Source organism: Salinibacterium xinjiangense (assembly GCF_014645015.1).
Lineage (GTDB): Bacteria > Actinomycetota > Actinomycetes > Actinomycetales > Microbacteriaceae > Rhodoglobus > Rhodoglobus xinjiangensis.
The window spans coordinates 802,682-820,573 of the sequence record NZ_BMLC01000001.1 but is presented as its reverse complement, the minus strand read 5'-3'; the positions used below and the strand labels follow the sequence as shown (position 1 = coordinate 820,573).

14 protein-coding genes, 1 tRNA gene and 1 pseudogene are annotated in these 17,892 nt (G+C 65.1%); 14 read left to right on the top strand and 2 right to left on the bottom strand.

All coding sequences use genetic code 11. The features are described 5' to 3' along the window. Window positions 1-260: 260 nt before the first annotated feature. From IEW81_RS03870 to IEW81_RS03810, 13 genes are all read left to right on the top strand, one after another. A complete protein-coding gene (locus IEW81_RS03870) occupies window positions 261-1,670 on the top strand; it encodes an HNH endonuclease signature motif containing protein (RefSeq protein ID WP_102017057.1) in 1,410 nt (469 codons plus the stop codon). Between the two features lie 78 nt (window positions 1,671-1,748). Continuing rightward, entirely contained in the window at window positions 1,749-2,441 is a 693-nt protein-coding gene (mazG, locus tag IEW81_RS03865; RefSeq protein ID WP_097060424.1) for a nucleoside triphosphate pyrophosphohydrolase, read from the top strand. Window positions 2,442-3,057: 616 nt separating this feature from the next. Next, complete coding sequence (hisS, locus tag IEW81_RS03860; protein WP_097060425.1) at window positions 3,058-4,341, top strand: histidine--tRNA ligase; 1,284 nt, start codon at window positions 3,058-3,060, stop codon at window positions 4,339-4,341. A 35-nt stretch (window positions 4,342-4,376) separates the two neighbouring features. After that, window positions 4,377-4,811 carry a MarR family winged helix-turn-helix transcriptional regulator gene (locus IEW81_RS03855; protein WP_097060426.1) on the top strand — a complete coding sequence of 145 codons (435 nt, stop codon included), beginning with the start codon at window positions 4,377-4,379 and terminating at the stop codon, window positions 4,809-4,811. Next, entirely contained in the window at window positions 4,808-5,566 is a 759-nt protein-coding gene (locus IEW81_RS03850; protein WP_097060427.1) for an alpha/beta fold hydrolase, read from the top strand. The genes IEW81_RS03855 and IEW81_RS03850 overlap by 4 nt, the downstream gene beginning before the upstream one ends. Before the next feature lie 59 nt (window positions 5,567-5,625). After that, complete coding sequence (gene eno / locus IEW81_RS03845) at window positions 5,626-6,906, top strand: phosphopyruvate hydratase (RefSeq protein WP_097060428.1); 1,281 nt, start codon at window positions 5,626-5,628, stop codon at window positions 6,904-6,906. A gap of 122 nt (window positions 6,907-7,028) precedes the next feature. After that, entirely contained in the window at window positions 7,029-7,541 is a 513-nt protein-coding gene (locus tag IEW81_RS03840) for an FtsB family cell division protein (protein WP_097060429.1), read from the top strand. Beyond that, a complete protein-coding gene (locus tag IEW81_RS03835; protein ID WP_097060430.1) occupies window positions 7,538-8,056 on the top strand; it encodes a DUF501 domain-containing protein in 519 nt (172 codons plus the stop codon). The genes IEW81_RS03840 and IEW81_RS03835 overlap by 4 nt, the downstream gene beginning before the upstream one ends. After that, window positions 8,053-9,330 carry a S8 family serine peptidase gene (locus tag IEW81_RS03830; protein WP_229671227.1) on the top strand — a complete coding sequence of 426 codons (1,278 nt, stop codon included), beginning with the start codon at window positions 8,053-8,055 and terminating at the stop codon, window positions 9,328-9,330. Before IEW81_RS03835 ends, IEW81_RS03830 begins: the two co-directional genes overlap by 4 nt. 52 nt (window positions 9,331-9,382) lie before the next feature. Then, complete coding sequence (locus tag IEW81_RS03825; protein WP_097060432.1) at window positions 9,383-10,771, top strand: NAD(P)/FAD-dependent oxidoreductase; 1,389 nt, start codon at window positions 9,383-9,385, stop codon at window positions 10,769-10,771. A gap of 31 nt (window positions 10,772-10,802) precedes the next feature. After that, window positions 10,803-10,876: transfer RNA gene (locus IEW81_RS03820), tRNA-Leu, on the top strand. A 724-nt stretch (window positions 10,877-11,600) separates the two neighbouring features. Continuing rightward, a complete protein-coding gene (locus tag IEW81_RS03815; RefSeq protein ID WP_229671226.1) occupies window positions 11,601-11,834 on the top strand; it encodes an SHOCT domain-containing protein in 234 nt (77 codons plus the stop codon). 8 nt (window positions 11,835-11,842) lie between these two features. After that, entirely contained in the window at window positions 11,843-13,288 is a 1,446-nt protein-coding gene (locus IEW81_RS03810) for a multicopper oxidase family protein (RefSeq protein ID WP_308421874.1), read from the top strand. Window positions 13,289-13,309: 21 nt separating this feature from the next. On the opposite strand, the gene IEW81_RS03805 is transcribed toward IEW81_RS03810, so the two are convergent. Next, window positions 13,310-13,789 carry a hypothetical protein gene (locus tag IEW81_RS03805; protein WP_143544652.1) on the bottom strand — a complete coding sequence of 160 codons (480 nt, stop codon included), beginning with the start codon at window positions 13,787-13,789 and terminating at the stop codon, window positions 13,310-13,312. A 768-nt stretch (window positions 13,790-14,557) separates the two neighbouring features. Beyond that, window positions 14,558-15,395: pseudogene (locus IEW81_RS03795) on the bottom strand (DDE-type integrase/transposase/recombinase); the annotation flags it as partial. Between the two features lie 300 nt (window positions 15,396-15,695). Between IEW81_RS03795 and IEW81_RS03790 the strand changes: the two are divergent. Beyond that, complete coding sequence (locus IEW81_RS03790; protein ID WP_097060435.1) at window positions 15,696-17,435, top strand: FAD-binding protein; 1,740 nt, start codon at window positions 15,696-15,698, stop codon at window positions 17,433-17,435. Window positions 17,436-17,892 lie beyond the last annotated feature (457 nt).

The following is a 17,892-nucleotide window of genomic DNA, read 5'->3' as shown; positions in this document are numbered from 1 at the left end:
CCCCCCCCAGGCGTCTACTCCATCCCCTCCTCGGGCTCTACCTCGCCCACCTTCCCCTTCTTCTACGCCTTCTCTACTTCGCCCACCCTCTCTTTCTTCCTCCTCCTCCACAGGCCCTCCCTCCACCTCCACCTCCACAATCGCTCTTTTCCCGCTCCGCGCAGCCCGATCTTCCCCTCCACAGCCCGTCCCGAATTGACTTATCCGGAGATGTGTCGCCGCCCGTTGTCGAATACGCGTTCGAGGTCAAGACTTGCCGTATGACCCTCATCAGCACTCACGAAGCAGCGCCGGTCACGCCTGCTCTGCATGCGCTGATGTCGTCGGCGGTCGATGCGCTGGCCCTCGTCTCGACTGCGGCGATCGACTATCGCGACATGGATGACGCGACCCTCCTCAAGCTCAATCGACTGGCCGGCGTCGAACGCCAGCTGGTAGAGGCTCATGCTGCCGTCATCGTGGGCGAGATAGCTCATCGGTCGGCACCCTCACTGGGTCATTCCGGACTTGCCCAGCGCAATGGCTACCGAACCCCGGAAGAGCTGGTCCGCATCTCAACACGGTCCACAGCGCGGGATGCCAGCACCGCAGTGCGCGTCGGTCTCCAGTCTCGGGATTCCCAACTCGCCCCGGCCCCGCAGCGACCCTGGCTCGCCGCGGTCAGTAGTGCGCTCGTATCCGGGACCCTTCCTCTCGCTTCGGCCGACGCTATCCAGTCAGGGCTGGGCGAACCTGCCGCGAACGTGCCGATCCCGATGCTGGCCGCTGCTGCGGCACAACTGGTCACGGAGGCCGCCACCCTCGACCCAGACCGCCTCTTCCGGCGGGCCCGCCAACTCCGTGACGAACTCGACGAGCTCGGTGTCGCAGACAGGGAGCGCGCGCGACGAGACCGTCGCTCGCTCCGATTCACCAGGCAGCCGGATGGGATGGGGCGGCTCACGTGGCTCCTCGACCCCGAGTCCGCCGCGGTCGCCGCCGAGCTCTACGACCGGGCGACTTCCCCGCGCCGGGGTGGGCCCCGGTTCCGTGGGGAACTCGAGACCAAAGCTGAGCGGATCCTCGCCGACCCACGTACCACCGAGCAACTCGCGTCTGACGTGTTCCTCGAGCTTCTGCGTCACGGTGCCGCCGCAGACGATTCCGACTTGCTGGGCTCCGGCGCGCCGTCGGTGCGCGTGCTGGTGACAGCCGCCACCCTCGCGGCCGGGGTCGGGCATGGGCGCCTCGAGGGGCAGCCGGATCCGGTCTCCATTCAGACTGTGCAGCGGCTCGCCTGTGCGGGCACCGTGATGCCGATTCTTTTCGACGGCGCCCAGCCGCTGGATGTGGGTCGAGAGCAGCGGCTCTTTACACGCCGTCAACGGGTAGCGCTGGCGGCGCGGGACGGCGGTTGCCGGTTCCCCGGATGTGACCGGCCACCATCGTGGACCGAAGCCCATCACGTGAAGCAATGGGTTCGGGATGGCGGAAGTACAAATGTGGCAGACGGAATCCTGCTGTGCCGCCACCATCATCTGTTGCTCCACAACAACGAATGGGAGGTCGTTCGACGGGGTTCGGACTACTGGCTCGTCCCTCCGCCCGATATTGACCCGGGTCAGACGCCGATTGCGATGCCATCGAAGAGTTCCGCTTTGCGCGATCTTGCGCACAACAGTGCGTGCTGATGGCCGCGGACCCGGTGCACGGCGGCGCCGGAACATCCGCGACTCGGGGGAGGCCCGAGCCAGTGCAAGGATTGACGCATGACCGAGCCACAGAGTGCACCGCATCCGAAACTCGACGAACTGGTCGCGGTACTCGAACGGCTGCGCGCACCGGGCGGCTGTGCCTGGGATCGGGAGCAGACCCACGAATCGCTGGTGCAATACCTGATCGAGGAGACGTGGGAGCTCGTCGACGCCATCGAGACCGGAGACAAAGACGAGCTGATCGAAGAGCTTGGCGACGTGCTCTACCAGGTGGTGTTCCATGCTGACATCGCGGCGGAGGCGGGCCAGTTCACCCTCGAGGATGTGGCCGCACACATGACAGCGAAGATGATCGGGCGGCATCCGCATGTGTTCGGCGATGCTGTCGCCGAGACCGCCGACGATGTGATGGCCGTATGGGACGACCTCAAAAAGACCGAGAAACCGCATCGAACGAGTGTGCTCGACGGCATTCCGCAGCGGATGCCCGCCCTCGCCCTCGCCGACAAGCTGCTCGGGCGCGCGCACAAGGTCGGCCTGCTCGACGCCACGCTACCCGGAGCGGTGAACGTCGCCGACGAAGACGAACTCGGTCCGCTACTGCTCGCGATCGTGGCATCCGCCAAAGCGAACGGTCTCGACTCCGAGCGCGCGCTGCGGTCCGCGCTCCGGGGACTGCAGCAGGAGATCCGCGAATTCGAGATCGAGGCCGCATCAGACGCCGGCGTGATCGGCACGACCGACTAGAGCGACGACTGATTAGAGCCACGACTGACTAGAGCCACGACTGACGAGAGCCACGACCGACGAAAGACCCGGCAGGCGCGACCGGTCTTCCGCGCCGCGAAGCAGGGCTGGGGCCACGGAGAGCTACCGCCAGCCGCTCTGCAGCGACGCGGGACGCGGGACGCGCGCGAAAAAAGGGGCCGCTCGCGCGCCGAAAACACATCCGGGCGCACGCCGAAAACACATCCGGGTGCGCGCCGAAAATCGACGCGGAGCGCACACCGAAAAGAAGCCGCATGCACGCCAGCAGTGCCGCCGGGGCGCACGCGAAAGAACAGAGGATGGTGCCCTCCCCAACCCGAATGGAGAGGGCACCGAGGCGCGTAGCTCAACCTCGATGCAAGCATCGGGGGAACGGCCGCGCCCCAGAACCGGCAGGATTACCCGACCTACCGGTTCGTTATGTGGATATGTTTTATCAACACTTTCCAAGCCCTGGCAGCTGTTTTTCGGACATACGTCAACGTGACCACCGCGTCTCCAGTGTACCCCGAACTGGGGGCATCGGAGCGACGAGCAGGCGAGGCGGCTTCGGTTCCCGATCGGGCAACTCCGCCAAGTGCGACAGAATCGAGGTATGGCATCATCGGTCAACCCTCCCCGCGGCATGCGCGACTTCCTGCCGGCAGACAAGGCCCAGCGCGAGCGTGTGCTCGGCGTCATCCGGAACACGTTCCGCTCCCACGGGTTCGACGAGATCGAGACGCCCGTCATGGAGGACAGCGACAGGCTGCACGCCGGTCTCGGTGGAGACAACGAGAAGCTTGCTTTTGCGGTCATGAAGCGGGCGCTCACCACCGACGACCTCCAGGCCGCGGAACAGCCGCTCGACCTCGCAGACCTGGGGTTGCGGTTCGACCTCACGGTTCCGCTGGCCCGGTTTTACGCCAGCCACCGCGGCGAGTTGCCGACGGTGTTCCGATCCATCCAGATTGGAGCCGTCTGGCGTGCCGAACGACCCCAGAAGGGTCGCTATCGCCAGTTCATGCAGTGCGATATCGACATCATCGGCGAGGCCGGCCCGATTGCCGAGGTCGAGCTCATTACCGCCACGGTGGCGACCATCGATGCGCTCGGGCTCGATGGGTGCAGCATCCGGATCAATGACCGGCGCCTGCTCACGAGCGCCCTCGAGCTGCTGGGGTTTCCGCCGAAAGAGCACGAACCGGTGCTCGTCACCATCGACAAGCTCGACAAGATCGGCCACGACGGCGTCATCACCGAACTGCGGGACCGTGGATTCCCAGCGGGACCGGTCGACGCCCTCGACGACTTCTTCACGCGCCCCGTGACGACCCAGCTGACGACGCAGGCGCCGCCGTTCGGCGAGGCGGCGATCCGCAGGCTCCTGCCCGAGGGTGTTGACCCCGTGGCCGTCACCGAGCTCGCCGCGATCGGCGTGGCGGCGACCCGGGTCGTCGGTCGCGATGTCGTGCAGTTCGACCCCTGGCTGGTGCGCGGCATGGGCTACTACACCGGCACGATCTTCGAGGTCGCGCACCCGTCGGTGAGCTACTCGCTCGGCGGTGGCGGACGCTACGACGGCATGATCGGCCGCTTCCTCGGCAGCGATGTTCCCGCGGTCGGCTTCTCGCTCGGCTTCGAGCGGCTGGTCGAGCTGGTCGAACTCGAGGGCCCTGAGGGGGCGGATGCCGTCGCCCTCATCCACGATCCCGCGATGTCGCCCACCGCCCTGTTGACCCTGAAAGCTGCCATCGTCGCGGACGGCCGCCGGGTCAGGGTGGAACGCCGACCGAAGAATGTCAAACCACTGCTCGACCAGCTCGTCGCGGCGGGTTTCGGTTCGTACGCGTTCGTCGACGAGAGCACAGCGACCCCGGAGTTTCGGCAACTGGGTTGACGCACGCCCGGTCATATTGTTAAATACTTAACAATATGACAGATGACATCACGACCAGCACTGCGTTCAAGCTGCATCGGGCCACGGCACTCATCGACCGTGTTTCCGACGAGTACCTGAGACGCGAGCACGGCATCCGCTATGCGCCGTTCCTTGTGCTGCTGATGGTGCGGCTGATGGGGGAGTCGAGCCAGCGAGCGCTGGCGGCGGCGCTCGAGGTGTCACGGGCATCCATCACCCAGCGCGTATCGGCTCTCGTCGGGCTCGGACTACTCGCGGTGGTGGCAGACCCGCGTGATTCGCGCGCCAATATCGTGAGCCTGACAGGGGCCGGTGCCCAGCTGGTCACCACGGCGTGGGCGGGCCTGGAGCAGCATCAGGATGGTCTCGACCACGGCGTCGACGAGCCCGTGCTCATCGCCGCTCTCGACCGCATCATCGCCAATGGCGAGCGGATCCTCGGGTCATGAACGTTCACGAACTGGGTAACCCGCAGGGCCAGCCGCTGCTCATGCTGCACGGCGGCACCGTGGCGGGGTGGATGTGGGGCCCGCAGGTTCCCGCCTTCGGTGACCACCGCATCCTCGTGCCCGACCTGCCGGGGTTCGGCGCCAGCAACCAGTTGCCCTGGCGCTCGACGGCCGGGACGGCGGATGCCCTGGCCGAGGTGCTGGCAGGCTCGAGCGCCCACGTGGTCGGGTTGTCGCTCGGCTCCGGGGTCGCGTTGCAGCTCGCGGCGCGACATCCACACCTCGTGATGAGCCTGTTTCTCGCGAGTGCCCAGGTCGCGCCGCCTCGCCGCCGGGATGTGCTGCTCGGCCGGCTCATGCTGCTGGGCTGGAAGCAACGCGCGTTCTGGGTGGCGACGGCGAAAGCCTACGGACTGCAGGGGGACGACGCCAGGCAGCTCATCGAGACGGGACTCGGGATCGACGTGCGCACAGCACGGGCGATTCTCGAGGAGGTGCGGTTGGGGGTTCCGCCGGCGGTGCTCGCGGCCGTGACGACACCGACGCTGGCCGTCGCGGGATCTCTCGACTCGGGCACGATCACGGGAGCCTCTCTCGATGCCGTGCATGCCGGGGTCGCCGGCAGCCTCGTCGCCACGGCGAACGGCCTCCACCACCAGTGGAATGTCGAGAGCCCCGAGCTCTTCAACGCGGCACTGCGTTGTTGGCTCGACGATGGGACAGTGTTCTCCGGCCTGTTTCCCTACCGGGTCTAGGATTCGTACGGGATACCACCACTGACAATCCCGCTTTTTCTACATAAGGAGATACCCCTGTGGCTTTGATCGAAGCAGTTGGCGCTCGCGAAATTCTCGACTCCCGGGGAAACCCGACCATCGAGGTCGAGGTCTTGCTCGAAGACGGAATCGTGACTCGTGCGGCCGTCCCGTCCGGTGCATCCACCGGTGCGTTCGAGGCATACGAGCTGCGCGATGGCGACCCCAAGCGCTACGGCGGCAAGGGTGTGCTGAAGGCGGTCGACTCGGTTCTCGACGTGCTCGGCCCCGCCATCGAGGGCTTCGACGCCGCAGACCAGCGCCTGATCGACGCCGAGATGATCGCGCTCGACGGCACGGACAACAAGCAAAAGCTCGGGGCGAACGCACTGCTCGGTGTTTCGCTCGCGGTCGCGAAGGCCGCGGCTGACTCGGCCGACCTCCCCCTGTTTCGCTATCTCGGCGGCCCCAACGCCCACACCCTGCCCGTGCCGATGATGAACATCATCAACGGCGGTGCTCACGCCGACACCGCTCTGGATATCCAGGAGTTCATGGTGCTGCCGATCGGTGCCGACAGCTTCTCTGAGGCCCTGCGCTGGGGCACCGAGGTCTACCACGCACTCAAGGCCGAGCTGAAGAAGGCCGGCCAGAACACCGCCCTGGGCGACGAGGGCGGATTCGCCCCCGACCTTCCCGGTGCGCGTGCCGCCCTCGACTTCATCGTCAACGCGATCTCGTCGGCCGGGTTCACGCCCGGTGTCGACTTCGCCCTCGGCCTGGATGTTGCTGCGACCGAGTTCTACAAGGATGGCGTGTACTCGTTCGAAAACCAGCAGCTCTCCGGCGAGCAGCTCACCGAATTCTGGGTCGGCCTCGTCAACGACTATCCGCTGGCCACCATCGAAGACCCGCTGGATGAAGACGACTGGGCCGGCTACACGCACCTCACCTCCGTGCTCGGTGACAAGGTGCAGCTCGTTGGCGATGACCTGTTCGTGACCAACCCGACCCGCTTGAAGCGCGGCATCGACGAGAAGGCGGCCAACTCCATCCTCGTCAAGGTCAACCAGATCGGCACACTCACCGAGACGCTCGACGCCGTGGCCATGGCCCAGCGCGCCGGGTACACCGCGATCATCTCTCACCGCTCGGGCGAGACCGAAGACACCACCATCGCCGATCTGGCCGTGGCGACCGACTCCGGTCAGATCAAGACCGGTGCTCCGGCCCGATCAGACCGAGTCGCGAAGTACAACCAACTGCTGCGTATCGAGGAGGAGCTCGGCGATGCCGCGGTCTACGCCGGTCGCGGCGCCTTCCCGAGGTTCGGAAGGTAACAGGCTCCACACGGAACAGGCGTCGCGACCACCGGTTGCGGCGCCTGTTTTGCGGTGTCTGTTTTCGGCCGACGGCTCCGTCACGGCAGGGTTTGCCAGCCACGTCGTTTAAGCTCTAACCCATGGCCAGGCGCGCAACGACTCGAGTGGCGGTGTCGCTCCCCGAGGAAAGCGCGCCGGAACACTGGCTGCGCACCATCCGATTCTCCGGCTTCACGTTTCTCATGCTGGCGCTGCTGATTCTCGCCGTCATCGTGCTGGCTCCGAATCTTCGTGTGTTCATCGAACAGCGACAACAGCTCACCGCACTGCAGCAGGATGTCGATGAGGCGCAGCAGGCCGTCGATGACCTGAACGACAACGTCGCCCGCTGGAGTGACCCCGCCTACATCAAATCCCAGGCGCGGGAACGCCTGTTCTACGTGTTCCCGGGCGAGGTGAGCTATCTCGTTCTGGGCGGTGGCGAGGCGGCGGTAACCCAGGGCGGCCTGCCGATCAGCGACCAGATCCAGACCACCCAGGTGGACTGGACCAGAACGTTGCTCTCCTCGATCTTCACAGCGGGGCTGACGGATGCCCCACCCGTCGAACTCGAGGTGCCGGCGTTCGGCGTGCCTGACGCGGTGACCCCGTGAGGCCGCCGTTCGACGCCCCCACGGCAGAGGATGTCCGTATCGTCTCCCTCCAACTCGGCCGACCCGCGCGCGACGTGGTCGGGATTTCGGCGCGCTGCGTGTGTGGCGCACCCACTGTCGTGTCGACGAAGCCGCGCCTGGCAGACGGCACTCCCTTCCCCACCTTCTACTATCTGACCCACCCCGCAGCGACGGCCGCCGTGTCGACGCTCGAGGCGAACAGCGTCATGCCCGCATTGGCCGAACTGCTTACTGACGACGAGATCCACGACGCATACCGCGAAGCGCATATGTCGTATATCGCCGATCGCGAGAGCTTCGACGTCGTCGAGGAGATCTCCGGAATCTCGGCCGGCGGTATGCCTGGCCGAGTCAAATGCCTTCATGCCCTCGTGGGCCACAGCCTCGCGGCCGGGCCCGGCGTCAATCCGATCGGTGACGTCGCACTCGGGCGCTCCGGGTGGAGCCCGAACGTCTGCCAGTGTGCGGACTACTCTGCGGCCGGAACCCCGTGAGCAGGCGCTGGCCGGCCGCGGCGATCGTCGCTGCGGTCGCGGCATCCATTCTTTTCGGCGGATCGGCTGCCTCGGCCGATGCCGTGCGTGACGACCAGTACTGGCTCGACGGCTACGGGATCCGCGCCGCCTGGGCGACGACCAAGGGTGCAGGCGTCACCATTGCGATCATCGACACCGGCGTGGACGGCAGCGTGCCGGAGCTCGTGGGCGCCGTCATCGGCGGCACGGACTTTTCCGGCCTCGGCTCGCTCAACGGGCAGAAGCCGGTCGGCACCGACGGGCCGGAGCACGGCACGATGGTCGCCTCGCTCGCTGCGGGCAGGGGCACCAACGCCACCGACGGCGTGATCGGGGCAGCGCCGGCGGCATCCATCCTCTCCATCTCGATCGGCTTCGGCGAGGGCGCCGGCACATCAGATGACCAGATAGCCGCTGCGGTCCGTTACGCCGTCGACAAGGGCGCCGACGTGATCAACATGTCCCTGACCCGCAATACGCTCGACTGGCCGGAAAGCTGGGACGACGCGTTCCTCTACGCGATGAGGAACGATGTCGTGATCGTGGCCGCCGCCGGTAACCGGGGCAGCGGCACCACCGAGGTGGGAGCTCCGGCAACGATGCCGGGGGTGCTGACCGTCGCCGGTGTCGACACCAACGGTAAGGCGAGTTTCGACGCATCCTCGCAGGGCATCACGATTGCGGTGTCGGCCCCCAGCGAGCAGCTCGTGGGTGTCGTTCCCGGTGGGCAGCACGTCAAGTGGAGCGGCACGAGCGGTGCGACGCCGATCGTCGCAGGGGTGGTCGCGCTGGTTCGCGCAGCGCATCCGAGTCTTGACGCCAATGACGTCATCAATCGCATTGTCGCGACAGCGAAAGATGCTGGCGCGCCCGGCGCAGACGCCATCTACGGTTTCGGGCTGATCGACGCGAGGGCGGCGGTGCAGGCATCCGTGCCCCGCGTCTCCGAGAACCCGATGGGCAGCCTGGCCGAATGGATCACCGTTCATCGCAGGGCACCGAGCACCGCGGTGCCCGCCCCGGCGCCCGCGCCCAGCGCCCCGCCGAGCAGTACCCCGCCGACCAGCACTGCAACGCCGGTAGCGCCCGATTCCGCGGGGCCGCAGTCTCCGCTCGGCACCATCCTGCCAACCGTGTCATTGCTGCGGAACGTCGGCATTCCGCTCGCGGTCGTGCTGTTCTTTTTTGCTGCATTCGTCGCTGTGGTGGTGGTGGGGATCCAGCGGGTCAGAGCTGCTCGTGAGACGGAGTAGATTAGAAGGCGAACTTTTACCCCAAAACTTTTCGTTCAGGAGACCACCACTCGTGCCCAAAATTCTGATCGTCGGCGGCGGTTATGCCGGCTTCTACACTGCTCGCAAACTCGAGAAGTGGCTGCGCCGCGGTGAAGCAGAGGTCACCATGGTCGATCCGCTGCCCTACATGACGTACCAGCCCTTTTTGCCGGAGGTGGCCGCGGGCACCATCGAGCCTCGTCACGCCGTCGTTCCTCACCGCCGTCACCTGAAGAAGACCACTGTGATCACCGCGAAGGTGACCGCAGTCAACCACGCCACGAAGACCGCCACGATCACGCCGGAGGTGGGCGAGCCGTGGGATGTCGACTACGACGTCATCGTCGTCACCGCCGGTGGCGTTTCGCGTACGTTCCCGATTCCCGGTGTTGCCGAGGTGGCTATCGGCATGAAGAACATCGAGGAGGCGATGGCGGTTCGCGACCGGCTCCTGACCAACTTCGATAAGGCATCCAACCTTCCGGCCGGCCCGGAACGCGACCGCCTCCTGACCTTCGTCGTCGTCGGTGGCGGGTTCGCCGGCATCGAGACCTTCGCCGAGATGCGCAGCCTCGCCTCATCGCTGCTGCCGCTCTACCCGACCCTCAGCTTCGAGGACACGCACTTCCACCTCATCGAGGCGATGAGCCGCATCATGCCCGAGGTGTCGCTGAAGACGAGCCTGTGGGTCATCAAAGATCTCGCCGAGCGCGGCGCCAGGATCCATCTCGACACCCAGCTGTCGTCAGCCGTCGGCGGCCACATCGAGCTGTCGACCGGTGAGAGTTTCGACTCAGACACCATTGTCTGGACCGCCGGCGTCATGGCCAACCCCGTGCTGCGTGGAACCGACCTTCCTCTCGAGGAGCGGGGTCGCCTGCGCGTGCAGGCTGACATGCGCGTCGTAGGCGACGACGGTATCGTCGAGGGCGCCTGGGGTGCAGGAGACGTCAGTGCCGTCCCCGACCTGACCGGTGGAGGCGTCGCAGGTTTCTGCGTCCCGAATGCCCAGCACGCCGTCCGCCAGGGCAAGCTGCTGTCGAAGAACATCGTCGCTGTCCTGCGTGACGAGGCGCCCAAGGACTACTTCCACAAGAACGCCGGAGTCGTCGCCGGCCTCGGACTGGGAAATGGTGTATTCCAGTCGGGCAACATCGCGATCAAGGGGCTCCCAGCGTGGTTCATGCACCGTGGATATCACGGGCTCGCGATCCCGATGTGGGAGCGAAAGATCCGCATCTTCAGCATCTGGATCCTGAACTTCATCCTCGGCCGCGACCAGGTCGAGCTCGGCGCCCGCGCCACCCCTCGTGCAGTGTTCGAAGAGTTCGCATCGCGCCCGAAGCCGGCAGCAGATACGCCGGCCCCAGCTCCCGCGAAGACCGTGAAAAAGTCCTCGCCGGTCGGCGCCAAGAGGTAGCGCGCGGCGGACCGCCTCGCTCGGCTCGCCCGCCCCGGTAGCCCAATTGGCAGAGGCAGACGACTTAAAATCGTCCCAGTCAGGGTTCGAGTCCCTGCCGGGGCACGTCGGGGGCATGGCCAACCTCCGCTTATTTGCCGGGAATGTGGGCCACCTCGGCATCCTGCGATGTCTCAGGACATTGGTGACAGTCCTGTGCCACAACATCGGTGACAGCTCGTGGAGGTTTGGTGGTGACACGGTCTGCTGCACGGTTAGGTGGCATCTTGACCTGCCCGGGTGGGGTGGCCTGAAAGGATGTTATTGCACCTAAGCCTTATCCGTTCGTGAAGGAGCTCGCTAGGGACAGGATCCCCGTCACGGTGACGTGCCGAGCTGGCAACGAAAGGTGGCGACGTCGAAATAGTCGAGGTGGAGCTCACTGTGGAGAAGATCGTGCGCAAAAAAATTCATGCCACGCACAATGTGCGACGTGCGCACGGAGGCTCGCGAATTGTTTACGTGTGCACCGACCAAGTGGCCAAAGTTGTCAGCCGTGAGGCAGCGCGGTTCGTTTCCCGGAAGCAGCCATGGGAAGAATCTTTTGACAGCACGAGATCGACTTCGAGGGCCCGGCGCAATCATCAAAAATCCGGGGTTTCCCATGGTTGCTAACCGTCCGAGACTGTCGGCGTCGACGATCGACAGAATCCCTTAGCGCTCGGGCGTGCGGGACTTATGGCCCTTCCGGGCAGGATGCTCACCGCCCAAACTGAGGAAGCGGGCGCATTCAGAGAAGCGCGTGAGAATCTTGCGGAGGGTCGGCGACATGATGTGGGAAAATTACGGAATGGGTGGTTGGGCCTGGGGTTTCGGCGCGCTGGTGCTGATTGGCGTGGTGATCCTCATCATTGTCATGGTGCGAATGTTCTCCCCATCGCGCCCGACCCCGCTGCAGGCACCCTCGTCGCAGCCCGGTGGTACGGTGTCGCCGAAGCAGATCCTGGACGAGCGGTATGCGCGGGGTGAACTGGCCACGGAGGAATATCGGGAGCGGTTGTCTGCACTTGGCTTTGACTCCTGATGGAGCCCATGACCCGACGTTCGGCCCTGACTCTCGGCGGTGTCGGCGCCGCTTTCGTGCTTGCGGGCGGCGCGGGACTGGTGTCGGTGTGGTCCACGAGGTCCGAACCGGGTTCGTCCCGGACGACCGGGACCGAGGTTCTCCAGCCGGCGTTGATTCGCAGCACCAATGGCGCTCTCGACGTAACGCTCACAGCGGCCGCCTCCGCAGTGGTCATCGGCGGAACCACGGTCAACGCTTTCACCTACAACGGGTCGGTGCCTGGGCCGACCCTCCTGGTGCGACCCGGAGACACGCTCTCTGTGACCATGACCAACCAGCTCGACGATCCGACGAACCTGCACACTCACGGCCTCCACGTATCGCCGAAAGGATCCGGCGACAACGTGTTCCGGCGCATCGACGCGGGCGCGACCGCCGAGTACCGCTACGAGATCCCGCTGGACCATCCACCCGGAGTCTTCTGGTACCACCCGCACCATCATGGGATGGCCGCCCAACAGGTGTTCGCCGGTCTGTATGGCGCGATCATCGTCGACGACACCGCGCAGATTCCTGCGACCGTAGAGCGGGTGCTCATCGTGTCGGATGTCACGTTCGATGCATTCGGAACCATCCCCGTCGCCTCGCAGATGGATCGGATGCGCGGCCGCGAGGGCACGACCGTGCTGCTCAATGGCCAGGTCAACCCGACCATCGCCGCCCATCCGGGAGAGCGGGAACGCTGGCGGATCGTTAACGCCTGCACCTCGCGCTATCTCGACCTGCGACTCGACGGCCAGGCGCTGCAGCTTCTCGGCAACGACTCCGGCCGATTCGGGTCACCACGCGACGTGGATTCCCTCTCGTTGATGCCGGGAAGCCGAGCAGACGTGCTCGTCACGATGGCGGGGGGCACCTCGGTGTTGCAGGCGTTACCCGTAGACCGAGGCTCATCCGCAGGAATGATGGGCGGTGGCACGCCGTCCGGCAGTTCGATAACCCTTGCGACGCTGAACGTCGCCGGTGCCGTCGCTGCGCCTCTGGCGCGCGCCCCGGGCTCCGATCCCCGAGACCTGCGATCCGAGTCACTGGATGGCGAAAGGACACTCACCCTCGCGATGGGCGGGGCGGGGATGGGTGGATCCATGATGCGATTCACCATCGACGGACGCGCCTTCGACCCTGGGCGCATCGACCAGTCAGTCGCGGCCGGCACGATCGAGGAGTGGACGATCGTGAACACCAGCTCGATGGATCACCCATTCCACCTCCACGTCTGGCCGATGCAGGTCATCGAGGTCGGCGATCAGGTTGTTGACGAGCCCACCTGGCAGGACGTCGTGAATGTGCCGGCGCGCAGCAGTTCGCGGGTGCGCATAGCCTTCGAGGACTTTACCGGCACCAGCGTCTATCACTGCCACATCCTCGACCACGAAGATAACGGAATGATGGGCGTCATCTCCGTGGGCTGACCGGGCCTTCAGGCATCAGGATCATCGTCCGGTGGCTGCATGGCCGGGCGCGGCTCTGTCCCCGGTTCGTTGGGGCCGGAGGACCAGCAGGGCGGTGGTGAAGGCGAGGGAGAGTGCCGCGGCGGTTATCGCGACGAGATGGACGTTGAGTGGGCCGCCGTCATACATCGTGACGCCGACGGCGATGAGGGTGACGGCGACGAGCGTGAGGGCCAGCGGCCGTTGACGGCGGAGGCCTGCCAGAACGATCACTGCGGGCACAATGTAGAGCACGATGCTGGCCGTGCTCATTCCATCGACCGCCTGGATGTACCCGCCGGTTCCGGGAATGGTCTCGATGAGGCTGGGATAAAACATGGCTACACAGTGCAGCACGAGTCCCGCCGCGCCGAGCGCTATCAGGCCGATGTCCACCCACGATGAGGGGCGGGCGTATCGCTTCCAGGGAATGCCGGGCAGAGCGGCTCTCGCGCCGAACAGAAGCAGAGGCGTTGCGATCAAGAAGATTATCAGCGCTGGCGGCATCGAGTTCTCATTCCTTCTGTCGTGGTAGGTCGGTGACGAATATTCCCCCGGTAACGATTTCTGTGGCTACAAGAATCGCTCATTTGCGAGGCATCGTCGGGACTTTTGACGCGGTTTTCTTCGGTCGAAGATCACGTCGGCGAAGCAGTTGCGCGTTCACAGCAACAACTCCCGTTCACAGCAACAACTCCGGTGCAGGCAGGCATCAAGAGGGCTGCGATTTCCGTGGAGAGTGCAAAACTGACCAGAGCGAGCACTCCTGTCGCGAGTGGGACGAAGATGATACTGTAACCCGCCGCCCGCCACTGGCGAGGACGACGCCGGCTGAGGCGATAGCAACGTCCGTGCCAGCGCTGATGGCGACGTTTGCCTGGGTGCGGGCCGGTGCGTCGTTGACACCGTCGCCGACCATAGGCACTTTGCGGCCTTCGTGCTGTTGCTCCGCTAACTTTGCCGCTTTGTCTTCCGGATGAACCGCCGCAAAGACGCGGTCGACCCGAGTTCGGCGGCGACGGATGACGCACCTGCTTCGACGTCGCAGCTGACAACACGAGTAGAGAGCTCGGCCACACCGATAAGAACCATGCCTGCACGTGCGGAGATCACAGTAACGCCGAAACTGACACGCCAGTCAGCGAGAACGTCATTCGCGTCTGCGGTCGATCTGGTTGACCTGTTTTGTTTGGGGTTTTCAGGCCGCGTGAGCGGCTTGTGAATTGATTATCTCGAACTCGATCGGAGTGAGGCGTCCGAGGCGGCGTTGCCGGCGCCGACGCGGCCCATCGATCCGGCAATCCCAGATTCCCTCAGTAACTCGACGAATTTCCGGGACCGAAATTGGGATCTGCGGTCCGTATGCAGGATCGTTTCGTCGACATCGCGGAGAGCGACCGCGTTGCGCACCGCCGCGACCGCGAGCTCCGCCGTCATCCTCGAATCGATCGATTAGCCGATGATCCGGTTCGACCACAGGTCTTTGATCGCGCACAAATACAGCTTGCCCTCGTCGGCTTGGATTCCAAGCGGTCCAATGCTCCGCGATGTCTGTCAGCCACAGCTGGTTGAGTTTCGTCGCGGTAAAATCTCGGAGCACCAGCTCGTCGTGCACGGGAGGTCCCGCTTTCCGGTTCAGGCCACGCTTCTTCGAGAACACCGACCACAATCGCTGATGCGAACACAATCGTCACACCCGCCGCTCCGACGCCGACAGCCCGGAGAAAGTTCAACACCCGGCAGGTCACCGCGATCGGGATCCGATCAGCGGCCAGTTCGAGCACCAGCGGGAACATCATTTTGGGAGCGACGCCTGCGACAAATAGGCGGCCGCCCGGCGAAGAACCTCGACCTCTTGCTCGAGCGGCCTGATGCGTTTCTTCGCTTGCCGCGGCTCGAGAGAGTCAGCCTGAGTCACACCAAGCCTCGCGCCGTCTTCGACGTCCGCGACCTTCAGACATCGCTGCAAGCACGACTCGGATATCCCGAAGTCCTTCGCGATTCGACTGATCGGGGCTTCGCCCTTCCGGGCAACCGCGACCACGTCGCGACGGAACTCTTTGGGAAATGCTTTTGGCGCGTTGGTCATCTTCCCGTGAGAACCGAAATCCTCACAGGTTCGTAGTCAACCAAACCGACAGCAGACCCCTTCTGCACCGCAGACACCGAACGCCGTGCAGCTCTGAAGGCCTGGCTGCACTACTACAGCCACCATCGAATCCCCTTGGCAATCGAAAACAAACCACCCCACAGCCGCTTAGACAACCTGCCTGGGCATTAGATCTAGGCCGTCGTCACGTCAGGGCAAAAGTCCAGCAACGCGAGCTAGCGTGAGGTCGGGAGTTGCGCTCGGTGCAACTCCGTCTTTGTGCCCGGAAAGGCCGTTCTCATGCCAGACAACACCGTCACTGGTCGCCGCATTTCTACATCCGTCCTCGTCATCGGGACTGGGGGTTCCGGCCTGCGCGCCGCAATCGAACTCTCCGAGCGCGGAGTCGACGTTCTCGCCGTCGGCAAACGTCCCAAGAACGACGCACACACGTCGTTGGCAGCTGGGGGGATCAATGCGGCCCTGGCCACGATGGATGCCGAAGACAGTTGGCAACAGCACGCAGCCGACACCATTCAGGAGAGCTACTTTCTCGCCAACCCACACGCGGCCGAAATTGTGACGAAGAACGCTGCCCGCGGCATCCAGGATCTCGAGCGCTGGGGTATGCCATTCGCGCGCGAGGCTGATGGTCGCATCAGCCAGCGCTATTTCGGAGCCCATAAGTACCGTCGGACCGCGTTCGCGGGTGACTACACGGGACTCGGGATCCAGCGCACCCTCGTCGCCCGAGCCGCTCAGCTCGATGTCCCCATCCTGGATTCGGTGTACATAACCCGCATCCTGGTGCGCGACAACGTGGTGTTTGGCGCGTACGGCTTCGATCTACGCGACGGCCACCGGGTGACAATCATCGCAGACGCGGTCATCATCGCCGCTGGTGGACATAACCGCATCTGGCGTCGCACCTCCAGCCGGCGGGACGAGAACACTGGCGACTCCTTCAAGCTGGCGGTGGATGCCGGCGGCCGACTGCGCGACGCGGAGCTGGTGCAGTTCCACCCGAGCGGCATCCTCGAGCCGGAGAATGCCGCGGGCACCCTGATCAGCGAGGCCGCCAGGGGTGAGGGCGGTGTGCTGCGAAACGCACTTGGCGAGCGGTTCATGGCCAACTACGACCCTGAGCGCATGGAGCTGTCGACCCGCGACAGGGTCGCGCTGGCCGCATACACCGAGATCAAGGAGGGGCGCGGCACCGCGAAGGGCGGCGTGCTGCTCGACATCTCCCACCTGCCCCGCGAGACGATCATGACGCGCCTGCCCCGCGTTTACCAGACCATGCTGGAACTTCAGGTGCTGGATGTCACCACCACTGCCATCGAGATCGCCCCGACCGCGCACTACTCCATGGGCGGCGTGTGGGTGCGACCGGACGACCACTCGACCGAGGTCGCGGGGATGTACGCGATCGGCGAGGCCTCCAGCGGGCTGCACGGAGCCAATCGGCTGGGCGGAAACTCGCTCATCGAACTCCTCGTTTTCGGCCGGATCGTCGGTCAGGCTGCAGCGGAATACAGCGCAGGCCTCACCTCCCAGAACCGATCACAGGAAGCAATCGACGCTGCGGAACGCGAGGTGACCGACACTCTTGCCTCAGACGGAGAAGAGAATGTGCGAGCCCTGCAGCGAGACATCCGTAACACCATGACCGACTTCGGTGGAGTCGTACGCGACGAGGCGGGGCTGCTTGAGGGCCTACGCCAGCTGGACGACCTCGACGATCGCCAGACACGAATCGGCGTGCATCCGGATGTCGCCGGCTTCTCCGGCCTCGCGCATGCCTTCGACCTGCGCGCCTCCCTCATGGCCGCCCGAGCAACCCTGGCCTGCGCTCTGGAGCGCCGGGAGAGCCGCGGAGCTCACAACAGAAGCGATTACCCGGACATGGACCCCGCCCTGCAGGTGAACCTGGTGTGGTCGGCCGATGGCTCGATCGCCCATGAGCAGATCCCGCCGGTTCCCGCCGAGATCGCTGCACTGATGGAAGACGTCGGCCAGGCCGGCAAGTTGCTCGAATAACGGCAGGGCCAGCGCGACTGGGTGTACTGCCGAGGAAGGTTGGTCGGGTTTGTGAGGTGACACGCTGCGATCTTCGGCCATGCAGGAGGCACCGGTTGCGAAGGGGAGGTGTTCGACTGCCCACTTCACAAGCCGCTCGCGCGGACTGAAAACCCCGAACAAGACGCGTCAACCACATCGTCAGCAGTCCCCTCAGCCCCTGCAGCAGGCCCGGTCCCCATAGGGACGTTCGAGAGGGACCGACCAGCTCGTCGATGGCGGGTCGCTAAAGTCCAAGCCCATGCTGGGGAACAGGCCCATGTCGAGGTCGCAGTTGCGGGGCGCGAACCCGCGAGCGTCCGGTGCCTGCGCGCGTAGAGCAGGCTGCGTGCGCGACTTTTCGGCCGGAGGATCGGTGATTGGTCTTGACCCTCGGCGGTCCCCGGAGCGGCAGCTACGGCACAGGCTCGACGGAGTA